This is a genomic window from Paenibacillus sinensis, from assembly GCF_019904155.1.
Taxonomy (GTDB): domain Bacteria; phylum Bacillota; class Bacilli; order Paenibacillales; family Paenibacillaceae; genus Paenibacillus_AQ; species Paenibacillus_AQ sinensis.
The window spans coordinates 186,131-202,515 of record NZ_JAHCMB010000191.1; the positions used below are offsets into that span (position 1 = coordinate 186,131).

General features: G+C 46.2%; 30 protein-coding genes, 1 tRNA gene and 1 pseudogene. 1 reads left to right on the forward strand and 31 read right to left on the reverse strand.

The window, feature by feature from the left end; all coding sequences use genetic code 11:
- Positions 1 to 12 precede the first annotated feature (12 nt).
- From KIH86_RS24115 to KIH86_RS24215, 21 genes and pseudogenes are all read right to left on the reverse strand, one after another.
- Positions 13 to 131, reverse strand: a tRNA-OTHER gene (locus tag KIH86_RS24115).
- Positions 132 to 295: 164 nt separating this feature from the next.
- Positions 296 to 733, reverse strand: coding sequence for a sigma-70 RNA polymerase sigma factor region 4 domain-containing protein (locus KIH86_RS24120; protein WP_223085933.1), 438 nt, complete (start codon positions 731 to 733; stop codon positions 296 to 298).
- A 231-nt stretch (positions 734 to 964) separates the two neighbouring features.
- Positions 965 to 1,990: a hypothetical protein gene (locus KIH86_RS24125; RefSeq protein ID WP_223085934.1), complete on the reverse strand. Its 1,026-nt coding sequence runs from the start codon at positions 1,988 to 1,990 to the stop codon at positions 965 to 967.
- 301 nt (positions 1,991 to 2,291) lie between these two features.
- On the reverse strand, positions 2,292 to 2,630 hold the full coding sequence (locus tag KIH86_RS24130) for a DUF1064 domain-containing protein (RefSeq protein ID WP_223085935.1): 339 nt from the start codon (positions 2,628 to 2,630) through the stop codon (positions 2,292 to 2,294).
- A gap of 104 nt (positions 2,631 to 2,734) precedes the next feature.
- A complete protein-coding gene (locus KIH86_RS24135) occupies positions 2,735 to 2,956 on the reverse strand; it encodes a hypothetical protein (protein WP_223085936.1) in 222 nt (73 codons plus the stop codon).
- Positions 2,957 to 2,971: 15 nt separating this feature from the next.
- Complete coding sequence (locus tag KIH86_RS24140; RefSeq protein WP_223085937.1) at positions 2,972 to 3,358, reverse strand: YopX family protein; 387 nt, start codon at positions 3,356 to 3,358, stop codon at positions 2,972 to 2,974.
- A gap of 121 nt (positions 3,359 to 3,479) precedes the next feature.
- Positions 3,480 to 3,644 carry a hypothetical protein gene (locus KIH86_RS24145; RefSeq protein WP_223085938.1) on the reverse strand — a complete coding sequence of 55 codons (165 nt, stop codon included), beginning with the start codon at positions 3,642 to 3,644 and terminating at the stop codon, positions 3,480 to 3,482.
- A 10-nt stretch (positions 3,645 to 3,654) separates the two neighbouring features.
- Positions 3,655 to 4,047, reverse strand: coding sequence for a hypothetical protein (locus KIH86_RS24150; protein ID WP_223085939.1), 393 nt, complete (start codon positions 4,045 to 4,047; stop codon positions 3,655 to 3,657).
- Positions 4,048 to 4,363: 316 nt separating this feature from the next.
- Entirely contained in the window at positions 4,364 to 4,591 is a 228-nt protein-coding gene (locus KIH86_RS24155; protein WP_223085940.1) for a hypothetical protein, read from the reverse strand.
- Positions 4,588 to 4,806, reverse strand: coding sequence for an acylphosphatase (locus KIH86_RS24160; RefSeq protein WP_223085941.1), 219 nt, complete (start codon positions 4,804 to 4,806; stop codon positions 4,588 to 4,590). The genes KIH86_RS24155 and KIH86_RS24160 overlap by 4 nt, the downstream gene beginning before the upstream one ends.
- Positions 4,803 to 5,486: a hypothetical protein gene (locus tag KIH86_RS24165; protein WP_223110701.1), complete on the reverse strand. Its 684-nt coding sequence runs from the start codon at positions 5,484 to 5,486 to the stop codon at positions 4,803 to 4,805. Before KIH86_RS24165 ends, KIH86_RS24160 begins: the two co-directional genes overlap by 4 nt.
- A gap of 35 nt (positions 5,487 to 5,521) precedes the next feature.
- Positions 5,522 to 5,923 carry a YopX family protein gene (locus tag KIH86_RS24170; protein ID WP_223085943.1) on the reverse strand — a complete coding sequence of 134 codons (402 nt, stop codon included), beginning with the start codon at positions 5,921 to 5,923 and terminating at the stop codon, positions 5,522 to 5,524.
- A 778-nt stretch (positions 5,924 to 6,701) separates the two neighbouring features.
- Positions 6,702 to 7,097, reverse strand: a pseudogene (locus KIH86_RS30295) (DNA cytosine methyltransferase); the annotation flags it as partial.
- 83 nt (positions 7,098 to 7,180) lie between these two features.
- Complete coding sequence (locus KIH86_RS24180) at positions 7,181 to 7,969, reverse strand: DNA-methyltransferase (protein WP_235775571.1); 789 nt, start codon at positions 7,967 to 7,969, stop codon at positions 7,181 to 7,183.
- 14 nt (positions 7,970 to 7,983) lie between these two features.
- Positions 7,984 to 8,688 (reverse strand): DNA-methyltransferase, encoded by a 705-nt coding sequence (locus KIH86_RS24185; protein ID WP_268964238.1) that lies wholly within the window; start codon positions 8,686 to 8,688, stop codon positions 7,984 to 7,986.
- A 65-nt stretch (positions 8,689 to 8,753) separates the two neighbouring features.
- The gene (locus KIH86_RS24190; protein ID WP_223110703.1) at positions 8,754 to 9,386 is read right to left on the reverse strand and encodes an LbetaH domain-containing protein; all 633 of its coding nucleotides are present in this window, start codon (positions 9,384 to 9,386) and stop codon (positions 8,754 to 8,756) included.
- A gap of 23 nt (positions 9,387 to 9,409) precedes the next feature.
- The gene (locus tag KIH86_RS24195; protein ID WP_223085945.1) at positions 9,410 to 9,580 is read right to left on the reverse strand and encodes a hypothetical protein; all 171 of its coding nucleotides are present in this window, start codon (positions 9,578 to 9,580) and stop codon (positions 9,410 to 9,412) included.
- 7 nt (positions 9,581 to 9,587) lie between these two features.
- Positions 9,588 to 9,749: a hypothetical protein gene (locus tag KIH86_RS24200; RefSeq protein WP_223110705.1), complete on the reverse strand. Its 162-nt coding sequence runs from the start codon at positions 9,747 to 9,749 to the stop codon at positions 9,588 to 9,590.
- A 4-nt stretch (positions 9,750 to 9,753) separates the two neighbouring features.
- The gene (locus tag KIH86_RS24205; RefSeq protein ID WP_223110707.1) at positions 9,754 to 10,482 is read right to left on the reverse strand and encodes a DnaA ATPase domain-containing protein; all 729 of its coding nucleotides are present in this window, start codon (positions 10,480 to 10,482) and stop codon (positions 9,754 to 9,756) included.
- Between the two features lie 40 nt (positions 10,483 to 10,522).
- Entirely contained in the window at positions 10,523 to 11,512 is a 990-nt protein-coding gene (locus KIH86_RS24210) for a hypothetical protein (RefSeq protein ID WP_223085947.1), read from the reverse strand.
- 3 nt (positions 11,513 to 11,515) lie between these two features.
- A complete protein-coding gene (locus KIH86_RS24215; RefSeq protein ID WP_223085948.1) occupies positions 11,516 to 11,659 on the reverse strand; it encodes a hypothetical protein in 144 nt (47 codons plus the stop codon).
- 145 nt (positions 11,660 to 11,804) lie between these two features.
- Between KIH86_RS24215 and KIH86_RS30220 the strand changes: the two genes are divergently transcribed.
- The gene (locus KIH86_RS30220; protein ID WP_223085949.1) at positions 11,805 to 12,011 is read left to right on the forward strand and encodes a helix-turn-helix domain-containing protein; all 207 of its coding nucleotides are present in this window, start codon (positions 11,805 to 11,807) and stop codon (positions 12,009 to 12,011) included.
- On the opposite strand, the gene KIH86_RS24225 is transcribed toward KIH86_RS30220, so the two are convergent.
- The 10 genes from KIH86_RS24225 to KIH86_RS24270 all read right to left on the reverse strand — a co-directional run bounded on the left by KIH86_RS24225 (position 12,008) and on the right by KIH86_RS24270 (position 16,286).
- Positions 12,008 to 12,202, reverse strand: a complete 195-nt coding sequence (locus KIH86_RS24225; protein WP_223085950.1) for a hypothetical protein — start codon at positions 12,200 to 12,202, stop codon at positions 12,008 to 12,010. The genes KIH86_RS30220 and KIH86_RS24225 overlap by 4 nt on opposite strands.
- Positions 12,199 to 12,420: a zinc-finger domain-containing protein gene (locus KIH86_RS24230; protein WP_223085951.1), complete on the reverse strand. Its 222-nt coding sequence runs from the start codon at positions 12,418 to 12,420 to the stop codon at positions 12,199 to 12,201. Before KIH86_RS24230 ends, KIH86_RS24225 begins: the two co-directional genes overlap by 4 nt.
- A complete protein-coding gene (locus KIH86_RS24235) occupies positions 12,417 to 12,623 on the reverse strand; it encodes a hypothetical protein (protein WP_223085952.1) in 207 nt (68 codons plus the stop codon). Before KIH86_RS24235 ends, KIH86_RS24230 begins: the two co-directional genes overlap by 4 nt.
- Positions 12,624 to 12,954: 331 nt before the next feature.
- Positions 12,955 to 13,704 (reverse strand): ERF family protein, encoded by a 750-nt coding sequence (locus KIH86_RS24240; protein WP_223085953.1) that lies wholly within the window; start codon positions 13,702 to 13,704, stop codon positions 12,955 to 12,957.
- On the reverse strand, positions 13,682 to 13,930 hold the full coding sequence (locus KIH86_RS24245; protein ID WP_223085954.1) for a hypothetical protein: 249 nt from the start codon (positions 13,928 to 13,930) through the stop codon (positions 13,682 to 13,684). The genes KIH86_RS24240 and KIH86_RS24245 overlap by 23 nt, the downstream gene beginning before the upstream one ends.
- 314 nt (positions 13,931 to 14,244) lie before the next feature.
- Positions 14,245 to 14,475, reverse strand: coding sequence for a hypothetical protein (locus tag KIH86_RS24250; RefSeq protein ID WP_223085955.1), 231 nt, complete (start codon positions 14,473 to 14,475; stop codon positions 14,245 to 14,247).
- A gap of 43 nt (positions 14,476 to 14,518) precedes the next feature.
- Entirely contained in the window at positions 14,519 to 14,716 is a 198-nt protein-coding gene (locus KIH86_RS24255) for a hypothetical protein (RefSeq protein ID WP_223085956.1), read from the reverse strand.
- Positions 14,717 to 14,934: 218 nt separating this feature from the next.
- Entirely contained in the window at positions 14,935 to 15,201 is a 267-nt protein-coding gene (locus KIH86_RS24260) for a helix-turn-helix domain-containing protein (RefSeq protein ID WP_223085957.1), read from the reverse strand.
- Between the two features lie 94 nt (positions 15,202 to 15,295).
- Entirely contained in the window at positions 15,296 to 16,045 is a 750-nt protein-coding gene (locus KIH86_RS24265) for a phage antirepressor KilAC domain-containing protein (protein ID WP_223085958.1), read from the reverse strand.
- Positions 16,046 to 16,058: 13 nt separating this feature from the next.
- Positions 16,059 to 16,286 carry a helix-turn-helix domain-containing protein gene (locus tag KIH86_RS24270; protein ID WP_223085959.1) on the reverse strand — a complete coding sequence of 76 codons (228 nt, stop codon included), beginning with the start codon at positions 16,284 to 16,286 and terminating at the stop codon, positions 16,059 to 16,061.
- Positions 16,287 to 16,385 lie beyond the last annotated feature (99 nt).

The following is a 16,385-nucleotide window of genomic DNA, read 5'->3' on the forward strand; positions in this document are numbered from 1 at the left end:
ACTCTCTATGATTAGGAATGGTGAGGATCGAACTCACGCACAGCCCGCTGGAACCAACTTTCCAATCCTCGATAGGCCCGGAATCGAACCGGGGATTCGCTGACTTACTCTCCCAACTGAGTTACATTCCTATATTCGGGGAATCGGATGCCCCAGGAGGGAAGACTGTAAAGAAACCGAGTGGGCGGCGACTGCGCATTTAGCTACCGGCGCCCATTCCCGAGTTCCTTATACTACTACTTTATCATTGTACATGCGGGTTTTGTGTGAGTTTTATGCGGGAAAAATGCTGGATTTATGCGGGTTTATTGAGAATAATACCTTTGTCAAAGAATTCGTCCAAGTTGTTAATGTCCAGGAAATACACGTCTAGCGGTTTTAATGCAGCTGCCAAACTCTTCAGGGCCTCAGTATGCCACACGCTTATTGTTCCGCGATCACGATGTTCCTTCTCGGCAATTTGCTTCAAGGACATTTTATTACGATCAATGTACTTGTTCATGATAACCTTTCGCTGGTCGTCACTTAATACCTCGTCAATCGCTCCTCGTGTAACGCTGACAATGCGCGAGTATCTTTCATGATCCCACATATCTGCCGGCATTCGATTTCGGTTTAGATCATCCAGTTTCAAAGGCATCATAGGTCCAGAATAATGTCCTGCTGAGCTTTTTATTGCATACTCGTAACTTCTCATGTTGTTGAGTATTTCAATTACCCTGTCCTTGTTCATGTTCTCCCTCCTTCAATGGCTCCAAAGTTATAAATGCGACCTCTCGATAACTCTCAATCTTCTTGTATTCTTCCGTGCGCCAAAACGATTTGATAGTTTGCCTGTTGATGGACCATCCTTTTCGTTCTTCGTCGAAGTAAATCATCAAATGCATATTTCCGCACAGCACATAAGTTCCTTCGTCTTCAGCAATACGTATGCTATTGATTATCATGATATGGAAAAGGCAGCTTACGCCGCCTCCACCTTACCAAATACCGCTAGCTCAAGCGCTTGGAGTCTTTCTTCAACTGTTTTATCTGCCACTGATGCACCAGCGTCTGTTTTATCCAGTCCACCGGTTGCGCCGTCAACCGCTTCTTCGACCTGAAACGCCGGAACCGTTACAGGCTGTTCCTCCATGTCCACAGGCCGTGTGCTATCTGCATGATCACGTTCCGTCTGCGCTGCTGCTTCGGCTTCTTGCTGCTTGGCAAGATACTCGGATCGAAACGTGCTCGCCTGTTCGGCGGTTACCTCCCGGTACTTGTTCTTCTCGGTCCACTTAAACGTGATTTCCTCGTCTGTCTCCGCGAGCTTTGCCTTGAACATCGATCCTTTAATGTCCAAAGGTTCAACGTCATAGATGACCGGCTTTGCTTCCTCGGCCTTTTTACGCTCTTCCAGGTACTTCTGTTTCGATTCTTCTACGTCTACAACCTTAGTTGCAGCCACTGCTCCGACTGCGATTTGCTTCTGTAGATCATCATTCCAGCCTTTAACCTGTACAATCTCTGCCTTCGCTTCTTCCAGTTCTGCGGCTGCCGCGTCACGCTTGCTTTCGGCGTCTGCAACCTTAAGCTTCAGGTCTGCATTCTCACCAGCCAGGTTGTCACACTTGGCTTGCAGCGTGGAAAGCTTGTCTTGCAGCTCCTTGATCGTGTTAAGGTCTGCCTGTTTGCTGGTGATAAATGCGTTCTGGATTACGCCTGATACATAGTCGTACGCAGCCTTTGCAGCGTCTTCTCCAAAGTTAAGGAACAGTTCCTTTGGCTCTACGCCTTCCCAGTCCAGATTGTCAAATATCGTTGTTACCTGACTTGTTGCCTCTTGTTGAGCCTCCGCATGTTGTGCCGATTCGAGCTGCTGAGTCAGTTCGTTAATCTGCTGCTCAAGGTCGGTCACCTTAGAAGAGTCCTTAAGCATTCCGCGTTGGTTCTCAGCGTTAAGCTCAACCTGTAACTGCTCGATTTTCGCCTTCAAATCCTCCGTTGGCATTTGTCAAATCTCTCCTTGTCCGATAATTGATGATTATACTTCAATTTTACCATAAAACATGTTAATTTTGTACTTTTTTCGCTGATATTCTAGGTTATTTAAGCACTTTTATTTCTACCGTCAGGCGGTCTGCTAAAGAATTTATACTCTCCGTCGCTAAACGCCCTAGAAGGCTCGTACAGCGTCTTTTTTCTCTGGATATGTGTTTGTACTCCGATTGGCTTTAACATGCCTCTACGCTTCCCGTATTCGTCCACAAGCCATGATGTGTTGCCAAAGTGTACCCAGCACATTCTCATTGTCATACCTCCTTTATTTGTAGATCAGGATAACGATGCATGAACATTTTTTTCTTCAGGTTGTAGGCTTCAGTCCGCACTCCCTTTGTGTCCTCGATTTCTTGGTGTCCATCGGCATAAGTGATTAAGAAGTCCGCAATGTATTTGGTTGGTCTGATCCGCTTACCGGAAGCATGGTGAGTAAACCCCGGCATTAGCTCGTATTCCGGCTGTAACTGTACATCTTTCACAACTCCTGCTCGTTTAAGCAGCAGTAGCTCTCTATAACGGTTTGCCTCTCGCTTGCTATCAAACGATACGCCGTCTACTACGGTCTTTACTGCATGGTACTTGTGAGTCATTGCTTGTATCCTCCCCTGGATTGTCCATCCTTTGGTGGATTTGCCGGGTCATACGATATCCAGTTGATCATTTGTGTTGTTCCTTTCTCTCGATGGCCTGCGGCCTAATCCTCTACTTCTCTCAAGAATTCGCCATTCTGGTCGAAGGTGACCATGCGTCCGGTGTCGTCGGTGCAAGCATCTACAGTTCCGTAGTCCATCCCCTTAAGTCGTTCTACCGTCTCAGTCAGTTCCTCATCAGACATTTTAAATGGACGTTCTGCCCTCCAGATTGCTTTTCCTTTTGAATAGAATGTTGTTACTACCAGTTTCCGTTGTTTGCTCATATCCTCTTCTCCCCCTTATACCTCTAGTAGTTCTGGATTCTCGTAGATGTTGCCGATGACTTCACATTCACGAATGCAATTCCCAAGCAAATGATATTCGCTTTCTGGATCATTGCGACATGCATGATGTGCAAGGTAAAATCCGGTATCTACTTCATCCCACTCAATTACGTACATCAAATCTTCGAACTCCACAATATCTTTGTGATGTGCTTCCCGTCCGTTCTTGTCCTTTAATCCGGTGTATTGACCGACCGTCTCAGGATCAACCTTGTACCAATATTCCGTGTTAAAGTACTCGTCATTGAATTCAACGATTCCACCCACGATTACATCGGTGCCGATTAAGTACCCATACACCCATTCACCTGTATCAGTAGATTGCCCTCTATACTTATTCATGGTTGTATCCCTCCTGTTATATAGGAGCCAGATCACCTGATCCGGCCCCCGCTGTCGCTAGGTTTATTCGGTCGCTGTCGAAGGCTTGACTACCTTATGCGCTATGTTGTCTAATAAACAACTACTCAACCAGTTGTCGCTCAATAGAGTCCATTTCTTTTTGAAGCATTTCCTTTTTCGCTTCATATGTTGCGATGGCGACTCTGTGCATGATGTTCAGATTCTCCAACTCGATCCGTTTAGATTTAAGGGTTCTCTCCAAATATTCCTCGTGACTAATTTTCATTTGTATTCTCCTATTCGATATTTGATAGTGTCACCCACGCCGCCATAGCCCGCTCTCTGGGGGTGGCGTCGCATGCCTTAGCAACTCCTTTGAGTTCCAGTCCCATAAAGTCCTTAATCTTTGGGTCCGGACCGTTTTGTACGATTGATAAGTTTCGAATATACTCTTCCGGGTCCTTTGCGATCGCTGCTGCCTGTACTTCCAGAGAGGAGGCAGGGTCGGTGCAGTAGTCAGGGGCTTTGTCCCACACCATGTCTTCATTAAGAGCTCCTGATTGCACCACACTATTCCTTTTCAACTCATACCATTCCGTCCATACGTTGTGAGTGCCGCGTTGGACTGTGTACCCCATCTTCTCCGCCAGCTCCCGGTTAAGCTGCTGGTCTGTTAGTATCTCTGTCATGCCCTCGATGCCTCCTCTGCGGTTTTATCTGCACATGATTTCCTGCACACATAATCCTCATTTCTAGCTTCCGTTTCTACCGGGACTTCATATGGCTGTCCGCAGCCAAAGCAGATAACGGTCTTTGTTTGGTATTTGGGTTTCTGTGTCATAACTCCTCAACCCCTCTCTATTGCAGCTACTACCGCTGCTACCGCTGCACATATTGCCATGACCTTGTAATGGTGCCTCGGAAATTCGGCTTTCATTGCCTTTACAATCGACATCATAGCAACACAGATGGCGATTATTGACATGATAGCGATTATCCATTGTGTCATGACTGATCACCAACAATTCTACGGGCTTTTTCTAGCGTCTCTTCGTCAGGTTCCTCTAAATCATCCCATCGATCATTCTCTAAAAAGTCTGCTATAATCTTTTTCTGTAATTTGGTTGGTACTGCCTTGAATGCATCTGTAATCGTCGTGTCGTATTCAGCCTGATCCACATATCCCCACAATCTCAAAAGGATTTCTGAGATCTCTGATTTTTTGATTGTCATGACTCGCTATCTCCTTCCACAAGCATTTTTGATGCCATTTCATCAATTTTTCTTACAAATCCAGTAATTGTGATTCGCTTGTTCTGATCGATACACTCCTGGACAAAGAACTTGAAACCTTCTCCGATTCCTACAAGCCAGTTTTCTCCACAAGCACCTTCATAGGCACTTGCTTCATATGTTTCAAGTTTTTTAAGTAACAGGTCAGCCTTCATTTCGTCTTCTCTCCTTCCCCTAAGCCCCAATTCACATAAGCTTTAATTGCAGAGTAAGCGAGATTATTGATGTATGATAGCGAGTTAATTTGATTTAGTGCACTTTGTTGCCGGGCTATGGTCTGCTGTGCCTCGGTAAATTGCTGGTGGAAGGATTGGGATTCTTTGGTTCGTTCGGACTCGAAATGCCGATATGCGTTCGCTTGTCCCAAGTCCCCTTCAAGCAGCGCCTTTTCCGTTTTCAGAATCTTAATCTGTTGCTGTGCCTCTTCCAACTCACGTTCTACCTTTCTTAAATTGTGTATAATTTCTGTGCGACTTAGTGCAGCGAGGTGAATTGGCTCTATGTGCGAGTATGGTTTCTGTGCCTCTTCCAGAGCATCCAGCAGCCGCTTTATCCCGATCTCGATTGGCATCAAGTCCAGGTAATCCATGCCATCTATTCCGATGTAGCAGTCAACGCGGCTGCCGTTGAAGAAGGTTACTCCTGTCTCCATTCCGTAGGTTCCGTCACGCATAGGGATGATCCGACCCGCACCGTACTCCTCGTGGTAGACGATATCTCCGATCGTTTCAGCCTTGCGGTAGTCAGGTGTTGCTGCGGTTAAGAATATTCCGGGTAAGGTAACTTTTCCTTCGGTCACTGGCTTATCCCCCAATCTATTAATCAATTCGGCCATACCTGGTAGAGATCCACGAGCGATATATCCGTTGGTCATTCTGCTTTCTCTGCCTCTCCCCCGATAAGTTCCGGGTTTTCGTAGATGTTGCCAATAACTTTGTGATAACTCAATCCCATCAATAAATCGGGCAAAGCACCGCTAGTTCTATGAATTGCAAATCTTCCACTTGTAAACACAACACTTCCTATTACTTTTTTCATGCCGCTGAAGTGTCCAGACTCCGTATAACCTATCTCTTCAGATTCGATTATATCCCCCTCGTATATCTCCCGTCCGTTCAGGTCTTTAAGGCCGGTGTATTGCATGACTTGAGTGATGTTCTGCCCCTGTGACTTCCATAGCAAGCAATCCCCGGGATTTTCGTCATACAACATTTGTGGTACTGCATGCTTATGTCCGGCATGCCACGCCCGGAATTTGATCTCTCTGCTCATGACTGTACCTCTCCCCTCACCAAAATTCTTTCCCACACAACCGGCATACGTCATACTGCGGTTCCATTACCGCTTCACCCGGGATATAATCCCAAACCTCTTCAATGAACTCTCGTTTGTCATGCTGACAATTTTCACGGAACACACTGTATCTCTTTGCGCTTTCTTGCTCCTTATAATGGCATCGTGGGCATTTGGTGTGATCTGACCCCATAACAACGTCATTTTTGCCATCAAAGAATGTCCATACCTTGCGCTCGTGGTAGAAAACATCTCCTTTGGCGAATCCGCGGTTACAGCATTCACAACTCCGTTTAAGCTTCCGTTTAGCTATCATTCGCTTCAAGTCGGTGTATCCTCCCTTTGGGCCTATGCCCGATATATGATTGATTCGGCCTCCGCTTCGCTGAGCGATTTCGGTCGGAACGAAGGACTATCGGCCAATTGCGTCATCTATCGCCTTTATTGCTGCCATGACCGGGTAAATCTGATACGGGCTTACGGCATTGCCTAGAGCCTGCAACCTCGGCATTATCAAACTTCTGTCCAGCCTGGCGGGAACCCCATCATCCCCTCTGAAAATCGAGGGTTCGCCCAGGCTTTGCTCCATCCGTGGTATAAGATGGCCGTGTGCATCCAGTGCATCTGTTTGCCATCCTGGATTCGCTTTTGCGCTTGTTGTAAGCTGATCACGTAAAATCCCTTGCCATCTCGCGCATTTGGTGTCGGCAGCAACGATGAAAACTCTATCCCGTCTGTGTGGGGCTCCGACGGAACAAGCTGGTATAACAAACGCTTGTGCGGTGTAACCCGCGTCTGCCAAGTCAGTAAGCACATCGTCGAGCCCCAAAGTGATGTGCCCAGCAACATTTTCGCCAACAAACCAACGGGGTCTAATTTCGCGGATAAGTCGGATAACGTACGGCCAGAGGTGACGGTCATCTTCTTGGCCGCGTCGCTGCCCGGCGTGAGAAAAAGGTTGGCATGGTCAAGGGTACCCAGCGGAAATAAGGTCAATTGTTCCGGCTGGATCGTCATGGGTCATCACTCCTTTCTGAATGAGCATTTCTTTGGTTAGTGTCCTGACGTCCTCAAAAATCGGCACATTCGGCCAATGATGCCGGAGAACTTTTTGCGGGAAAGGTTCTCGCTCACAAAAGGCTACCGTCTCCATGCCAGCCCATTCTCCTGCCAAGTCAATTCCTCCGATACTGCTGAATAGGCTCAGGTGTCTCGTGTCTATCCCTCCTTATTCCCTCAAAATAATGTGCTCATGGTTTCAAATTTCAGCATCGAGTCTTTTGCACTTCGAAAGAAATCTTTTTCGATCTCAAAGCCGTAACTGTTCCTATTCAGTTCACAGGCAGCTCTCAGTGTAGAAGCACTTCCAGCGCACGGGTCAATCACAACGTCGCCCTCATCCGTAAAAATTTCAATTAATTCCTTGAGTATTTTTACTGGCTTCTGTGTTGGGTGAATTTTCGGATACTCTTTAGCGTTATCTCGCTTCCATTCAAACCAGTTTTTTATCATTCGACCAGTTGTACTTTCCGTTTTCCCGTTTCTAAATTTAGGTAGTTTGTCACGATACAACACAACGGCATGTTCAGTGGCTCCCACAATCTTCATGTTAGACTTCAACACCTGAGAGCTTGTGTTCTTCACGAAAAACAACGGGTATGAGTTTTTAAATCCATATTTCCTGCCGTACTCCTCAATCATTGGCATCTGCTGGTATGAGCAAAATACAATCATGGCAGGGGCTTCATTCTTTTCCTTTGGCTCCTTCTTCAGCAACTTGCTGCAAAAGTGCATGTACTCGGCCAGGTTGAAGTTCTCGTCCGTTTTAAAGAATGAGGTATTTGCCAACTTGCTCTCGCCATTTTTATTGTCGCCGTCAACATACCATTGATTGCTTGATGCATAAGCGTTGTTTCCCAGATTGTAAGGAATATCCGCTATAACGAGTTGGGCTTTGGGGATATTGTATCTTTTATAATTTTGGAAATGATCATGGTATAATTCCATTTTCACTGTTATTGACATATGTCTATCCCTCCCTAAAACAGCGTCAACTGCATATTTCTTAATCGCTCCCTGCCTGCGTCTGCCCAATGCGCTTCCTTCTCGATAGCCAACCATTTACGTCCTGTCCTCGCCGATGCAACAGCCGTGCTGCAGCTCCCTGCGCAGTTGTCTAGTACCGTGTATCCTGGATTTGTATAAGTCCTGATGAGGTATTCCAGCAACGGGACTGGCTTTTGGTTAGGGTGAATACGATCCGGATCATCGTTGTTGACAACTGGGAAGTACAGTACGCTTCGTGGGTAACGCTCAGTTGATCCAGCTTCGTTTGACCACGGAATTCCATCGCCATATACCGTAGATTTGTGATTATTGGTCGCCGCGTGCATGGGCTTATGCCCTTGGCTCATTTGTGGATTGTAGATCGGCGGTTTCTTATAAAAGACCAGGACATATTCATGAGCCTGTAGCGGCATAAGTGATTTATTCAGGTGTCCAGTTGCTTTATTTTTCTCCCAAACCCAATCGTATCGGTAAATATTCAGGTTGCTTCCAGCCAGCACTTTATCAAATGGAGGCTTCGCAAAGAGCAAAATTGCCCCATTGTCTTTGATGATGCGCTCATAAGCTTCCCATAACGGTCCGAATGGCAATATCGAATCCCATGGGCTCTGTGTAGTGCCGTATGGTAGGTCACATAGGATCAGGTCAACGCTGCCTGATGGAATGGACGGGAACACGTCGAAGCAATCTGCATTTATGACTTGGTTAAGCGTCGTTCTCCCTCCTTGTCCCTTATTAGGCCTTAAGCAGATTCTTCGTCATCCTCTGGTTCGTCGAACTCCGTAACCGTGACCTCCCGGAATCTTAGCTTGATATATTCAATTAGAACCAGATACTCCTCACTGTAACGGCTGCCGTCGTGTCGTTTGCGTACCGCAGTTTCAAACTCATTGATCGTTCCCCGGAAGCATCCGCGCGTTACCTCAATTTCACCTGTCTTGATCGTGTAAGCGGTCAGAGTGCCGTCCTCCGATCCGACAGAGGACGCCCAGAAGATATGCTTCCGACTCAGGACCCGAGCGTTGCCGTAGACCCAAGCGTCGCCGGAGACCCGAGCGTCGCCGTAGACCCGAGCGTTGCCGGAGACCCAAGCGTCGCCGGAGACCCAAGCGTCGCCGTAGACCCAAGCGTCGCCGGAGACCCGAGCGTCGCCGTAGACCCGAGCGTTGCCGGAGACCCAAGCGTCGCCGGAGACCCGAGCGTTGCCGGAGACCCAAGCGTCGCCGTCTTGATCAAGGTTTTTCTCAGATGCTACCCAGCCTCCGAGTTCTCCTTCTTCGATATCCTGTTCCGGGATATCACGTACAGCTTTGATTTGATAGAGTGTGATGCACATCCATTCTTTAGTGGTTTCGGTGAGTACATATTTTTTCATAGTTATTCATCCTCTCTTAATCTTTATCTGTTGTTCCAGGCTTCGTTGTCGTAATCTTCTTCGTCATCTTCTTCAGCGAAATGGCCGAATTCGATTTTGATTAAAAAATCCTTGATAAATCTCCGCACTTCCGGGTGTGTGTCGTCTTCCCCTGAAAATCCCATCAGGTATTGCTCTACTTTTTGTTGGTCCACTGTATTGTCATCCTCTCTGTTCCGTCTCTTCTTCCCATTGGTCTGCTAAGCTAGTGTCCATTCCAAAGGATTCTAGTCCTTTACGCCACCAGGTTTTAAAGTCTTTGTCCATTAGTTCGTAATCATCGATATTACGAACATTTTCCGTTGTTACATGCACTGATTTCATCCTTTCAAGCTGATGTATTAAGACGTTGTTCCCGGCGGTCAGGACCGATCATTTCAATCTCTATGGCCTTACCTCTTATCCGGCTTGCTATTTTTCCACCATTGATCGGCAAGCGTGTCCTTATCCTGCCAATGGCGTAATTACTGGTCATGATGGTTATCTTGTTCTTCTTGTCGCGCTCGTCCAGTATCGAGAACAGCTTCCCTTCGGCCCAATCCTTGTACGGAGCTGTAAATATGTCGTCGATCATTAGGATTGGCACGTTATAGTACCGCTGAAGGACATCGTTCTCGCTTTCCTCGCTGTCCCTGTTGTAAGTTGACTTGATATCTGAGAACAGCACCTCTTCCGTTACATAAAGTCCCGGTATTCTGCGGTGAGCCAGTGCATTCGCTATACACTGCATCATGTAAGTCTTTCCGGTTCCGAACGCCTCTTTAGACAATTCAGCAGCCCTCATTTCATCACCGAAGATGTACAACCACGTTCCGGATTCCAGATGAGCTTTAATCTCTCTCACAAACTCAATCGCCAACTTGTACTGCTCTCTATTGTCGTTGTCGATTACTGCCGTTTTGAAGGTGTACCCTCGATCTTTAGCGCTAAAGCTCGCTGTTGGATCATATTTGCTGAATTGGCGCTCGTAATGGCAACTGCAAAGTTCCACTACTGCCACCTCGTACTTCATCGGTTTGCCATTGTAGGTGTAATCTTCGCTTTCTACCCAGCGCATGGTATTAATGGTCCCGGTGTAATTGCACTTGGGGCATCCTTCATTCGAAGTTACTGGCAAGTCGTCTGACTTCTTCTGTACTGACTCCTGACTCTCTGCCTGGAGTTCCGACGAAGCGTTCTTCCCCTCGGCTCGCAGCTTTTCGATTCGCTTCAGAATATCCTGTAATGCCGGCCCCATACTTTCCACCGTTTCCACCTCCAGTTATCAGAGTTAGCTTGCTTTCGTCTTCGATCACCCTTTTGACAACCCAGTTTAAAATGGCCCGGTAATCACTGCTGTACTTCTTACCGCTTGACCCTTTGTAGTTGTCCAATACTTCAATCATTCGCTTTACTCGTTCTTCTCCGTGCTCCGTTTGAAGTTTGTCATATTCATCTTGGGTAAGAGAAACGAATTCAGCGAAGTAAATTTTAGGTATAATATCTTTCTTTTTATCATTCTTTACCTTCTTATCCTTATTAACATTCTTATTATTGTTCCCCGACTGTTCTTCCACTGTTCCAACAGTGTTCCAACTCTGTTCCAAGTTGTGTTCCAAGTTGTCATTTACAATGTTGAACAAATCGCTTTGTGACAATGATTTATCGTGTTTATTTACTGTTCCAAGTTCACCAATTCTCGTGCAATCGTCTTGCATGTAACTTGCATGGTTACTGCTTGCTACTTGCAAAGATCTATCGCTTAAAAATTGATATTCGTCGTAGTTTAGCACAGTAAAGATCGTACCAAGTTCATGCATTCTCGTGCATATCCTTTGCGAACGTTCTAACTTCTTTATGCAACGGTTTATCACGGAAGTTGAGTATCGCTTAACCTGCCTGTTTTCGATATACTCCAAATCTTCCTGCAACTTTCTTGTTGATCTGCACCACTCCCCGCGTCGTAAAACAAGATCGTCAGCCAGCCTTACTCCTTCATCCGAAAATACGGCATTACCATATATGAGAAAGAAAAGGCGAAACTCAACGATGTTTTTCCATATTGGGTTGCCGAACATTTCCCGGCTGGTTTGAAACGATCCAGCCATTGGCTACACCGCCCATTTTTTCAGGTACTCTTGGAGCGCCTTATCAAGAAGCTGCTGCATCGGTATTCCGTGCTCAACGCAGAACAACTTAAGTTTCTTGTGTTCTTGAGGATCAAGACGGTAAGGGATGCTTTTCGTTTTCTCCATATTCTCACTCCCTCATTTTCCTTTGATATCATTGTAGCATATTACCCATTATGAGTACAATACTACTCAGTTTGTTTCTGATTGATATATTTTTGCGTAACTTAGTGTATGATAAAAATAATTAATCATTGGAACGGTGGTATTCATGATCAGAGTCCGATTATCAGAATTAATGGGTTCTCATAAAGTGAAAAGTTTTTCTTCTCTCGAAAAGGAAACCGGAATAACCAGGAAGACACTAGCGAAACTCTATGATGGAGAAGGGAAGGGCATTGATTATGCAACGCTCAACGCCCTGTGCATATTCTTCCAATGCCAGCCTGGAGACCTGCTAGAGTACGTACCTGACTAAGCACTCCTCATCTTCCGCAGCTCCGCTTCCAGCGTCTCCACCTTATGCCGGCTAAACTGGATCATATGCTCGCTATGTTGGATACCGCCGTAGTCGCCGTATCGCTGTGCTTCATCCAATGCGTTAGCGTACACGATTGCGGCGTTTTCCCATACGTCGATTAAGTATTCTAGGTGTTCTTGTTTGGTCATGCGCTACACTCCCTCTTCTTGGTTCGTTCTTCCTTTGACAACTGCTCCAGCTCCTTGCCGATCTCAATCAGCTTCGGACCTACGTCCTTACACTGCTTGATGCAGTAGCCATTACGATGCTCATGACTTCTTGGTGAGTAAGGTATTTTGCGTATATCGCATTTGCTGCACGTCTGTAAGAGCTTGTCCATGCTGCGGAGTAGTTCGGCACGTTTCATTCATCTATCGCCTCCGCTAGTAGTTTCACGATCAGATCTATTTGGTTATGGTCCAAGCTCATGATTACAGCCAACTCACGGAGTCCTAGAGGACGTCTGATGTTTCTTTCAATAGATTGTGCCAACCAGATATAACGATCCTCTATCGGGCTTGTAGGTGGCTTATAGACGAAGCGATGAAATAGACGTTTGATGGCGTTCATTAATTCGCCTCCCTTAACGTTCGTTTGTAGCGAATACCTTCAGGGTTTTCGTCGATATACCTATGACACGCAATACAAGCGTCTCTGAGGTCGTCTGCTGTGGTCTTGTGTGTTAGCTGCTTACGTCCGGTGATATGCGCCTGTTGGACCGCAGGAGAGCCATTACAGCGTATCTGAAGCTCACATATACCGCCGGATCGCTCCCTAACCTGTTTGCGTACATTTGGACTGATATCTCCCATTTGGCGCTGAGTCAGTTTCACGCGCTTGTGGTGGTCAAGGATGCCGTCGCGCCAGGGCATTACGGGTTTCTTCTGCTTCTTTCGCATGGTCATGCCCCTCTCTGATAGTTATTGAGAAGATTGATAAACTCGCTAGCTTCCTTCTTTGTCATTTCTTTAATGCTCTCCCGGCCTCCAATTTCCATGATCATCCGGCGGAAGTCGTCTTCATCAATGTGCTTTTCGTCCTTAATTCGGTAGCAGTATTTGATCTGAGCATCACTGACAAGTCCAATAGGACCAGTACCTTTCCCGCTGGCGCGGTTTTGCTGTGCAGCCGGTGCATTCGTTGGTGTAGGCTTGTCTTGCATCTTAGTTGGAACTGTATTAGCATTGGCAGGATTGTTATGGTTATCGTTACGCTGTTTGGCGTCTGGATCGTCTTCATCCGTTGGCAGTCCCAAGCTTTTGAGCAAGTAATAACGTTCGGAATAGGTCAAACCGGAACCGTATGCCTTTGAAATCTCGTCTTGCTGTCCGTAATAAGCCCATGTGACAGTTTCGCGCTCTGATGGATTGTCGCCGTTAATCCAGGTGTAGGCCATTTCGCCTTTTACCACGAAGTCAAGAGCATCTTTCCCTTTGCTGGTCTTGTATGCATGTGTGTGATGCTCACCAACTTTCGTTGAAGGGAACAGCAGCAGATTAAGCTCGTTCATTTTGTCCTTGATCTTTCCAAGCACCTGATTTCCTGTGACGTAAGAGTATCCGTAACTCTTTCCGTCCTTTGAGAATCCTTCAGCGACCATGCGAACCTGTACGATTTTTTGCCACAGATTAAGCGGTGTTGCTTCGCTCATTGTTCGATTCCTCCGTTTCAAGCTCATACGTGATTTTTACAGGTACAGCGTAGTAATTCTCCGGATCGTCCGGGGCATAGTAACCGTGCAGAAAGGTTTGTACGTCCTCTTTCGCCACCCAGCGGTCTACCTTCATGAAGTCGTTCGTTGGTTCGCAGCGAATATTGATGAAGTGTCCATCCTTATGCCGGATTACGTACCGTGTACGCTCGTCCCTAGTCTTCATCTGTACTGCTCCTCGTAACGCTCAACCTCGCATGTCAACATAGCTACTTGCTCCAACAAGTCCTCGTTTTCGGATTTGAGTTGTTGTATATATTCTTGTAACTGTTCCCAGGATTCAGGCATATTCCATTCCTCCTAAAGTTTTGGTATAATCGAATTATCAATTTTATAAAGCAACTGACATGGGTGGCCCTCCAACGGCTGCCCATTCTCTTTTTAGCACCCTTGCGTAGTTCAGAAAGCACGTCCTCACCCATCGTTTATCATTCGGCCTCTGCTTCGCCAGTTCCAGGTATAGCGTCCGGTCCTGTGGGATCATACGATTCCAAACTGTCTAAATCTTTCAGCTTGTTCTTCGACTTCCTCCACATGTTCGGTCAACGCTTCTATCAATTTTTTGGCATCGTTCATGCCGAAAGTCACCTCCACTTGCGCACCCTGTGCCCCTATTTTCATTCTGAAAATTTCCTCTGATGGGTTCTTATTGATCCGTTTCGCAGCGTATTCCATTCCATATGTGGTGAAAATATAGTCAATCTCGAACATTTCACTCTCTCCTTTGTAATGGTTGATAATGTCGGCCACCGTCTTAAGCAGGGTGTTTCAGCTCTCTTTCCTTCTCAATTGCTAGTTCGCGCGCTTCATATTCTTCTCGTGGCATAATGAACGTTGGCGTGTATCCGCGATCCTTCAGGCTGATAATCAGACTGTCATAGTTTGAGGCGCTCCAGCAGAAATGCCGGCCACATGTGGTGTCTACAATGAACTCGATAGGCTCAGCTGGCATCGTCATATCCTCCATCTATGCTGCGTACCAAGGCGCCGAACTTGCTGCTGATAGCTTCCTCGAAGCACGTCTGACAATGCGGCTCCTGATGCTCGTACACCAGGTACTTAGCTGGTCTGCCGCATCCACATGTGGTTGATACGGGGCGTTTGTAGTGTCTTACCGGTGTTAAGAGACGTTTCATTTCCTCGCGTGATTTTGCCATTTCCTGTCCCTCCTTATGAGACTGTTTTGATTCCTTCGATGTAATCCAGGCGCTTATTTGATATGGTGTCTTGCTGCTTCTCCTGCATTTCAATCCACCTGATCAGTTCGGCCTTTCTGGCTCTACGTGACTTCCCAATTGGAAAGTTTCGGATACCTCCGCGTTCTGGAGGTAAATCAAACAGTCCATATACGGTTTGTCGAGCAATTATCAGATAGTCAGCAATCTGCTGCGCAGTAAGCACTGGCGGAAGCTCTTCGATGGTAAGTTGTTTATTCATGCTGCACCTCCTGTAAATATTTTCATTACTTTAATATCATTTGGGTTGTACAATATATTGAATTGATTTTTTAAGTACATACTATGGATTGTGGTTATGCAGAAGGCTTTAGAAACTTATTGAGGAAGTAAACCTGTCCTCTGCCGGTTACTTTAGGTGTGCTGCGGATTCGGCTTCCGCTGTTTCCATTGACGGTGAACTCTTTAACTTCGAACAGCTTAAGCTCCATTGCTCTTTGTGTGGGAAGGTTCTTTCGATCGCCGGACTTGCAAAGGTATCCTTCATCACGAAGCCATTGGAACAATCGGTTCTGGCCGATGTTTACACCATTCTGCTTAAGGAACGTTGCCAGTTGTCCGATCAGGATACTGTCGTCGGATACTGATACAGCTTCAGCGAAGATTACTTTGGGCTTGTCCAGTTCGATTTTTGATTCAGCAGCGATACGTGCATCCTGTTCTTTCTTAAGCTGTTCTCCGAGCTTGATGATGAAGTCAGGATTAAGAACGGCCTTTTCCAGTGTTTCAGGCGTCATGTATGCGCCGTGCTTGCGGATCGTAGGAATTACTTCGTGTGTTATCCAGCGTTTGAACTGTCTGGATTCAGGTTTTCTGCTGCCGAGTATCAGAGAGTATAAGCCTGGTTCGTTGACGATATTAGCGTCTCCCTGACGACCTATGTTGAACATAGCCCGTTCATCATCATCTAATCTGGATATTGCTTGTGTTGGATTTGCAACTTCTAAGACATCACACACATCTTTTGCAACAAACCATGGCTCTCCGTCGATCAATACACTTCTTACTTCAAAGTCTCCATAAAAGAAATTTTGAAGTTGATTCATACATAATCACTCCTTACGCTGATTTATTTTGTTTTTGACGAGTTACTCGTCCGATTTCCGCAAAAAAAAGAGACATATCGAAGCCAAGTACATCTGCAATACTTTTTGCTGTTGAACCACCAGCATTTGCTGTTCCACGTTCAATATCAGCATAGTAACTACGAGATATTCCGCTTAATTCAGCAACTTTAGATTGTGTAAACCCTTTTGCCAGTCGAAGTTGTTTCAACCAGTGTCTCATATAGATCCTCCTTCTCGACGAGTTTATCGTCGTTTTGTATGGATTAAGTATATGACGAGTTATTCGTCATGTCAATACAAAAATTACGCTTATCTCGTC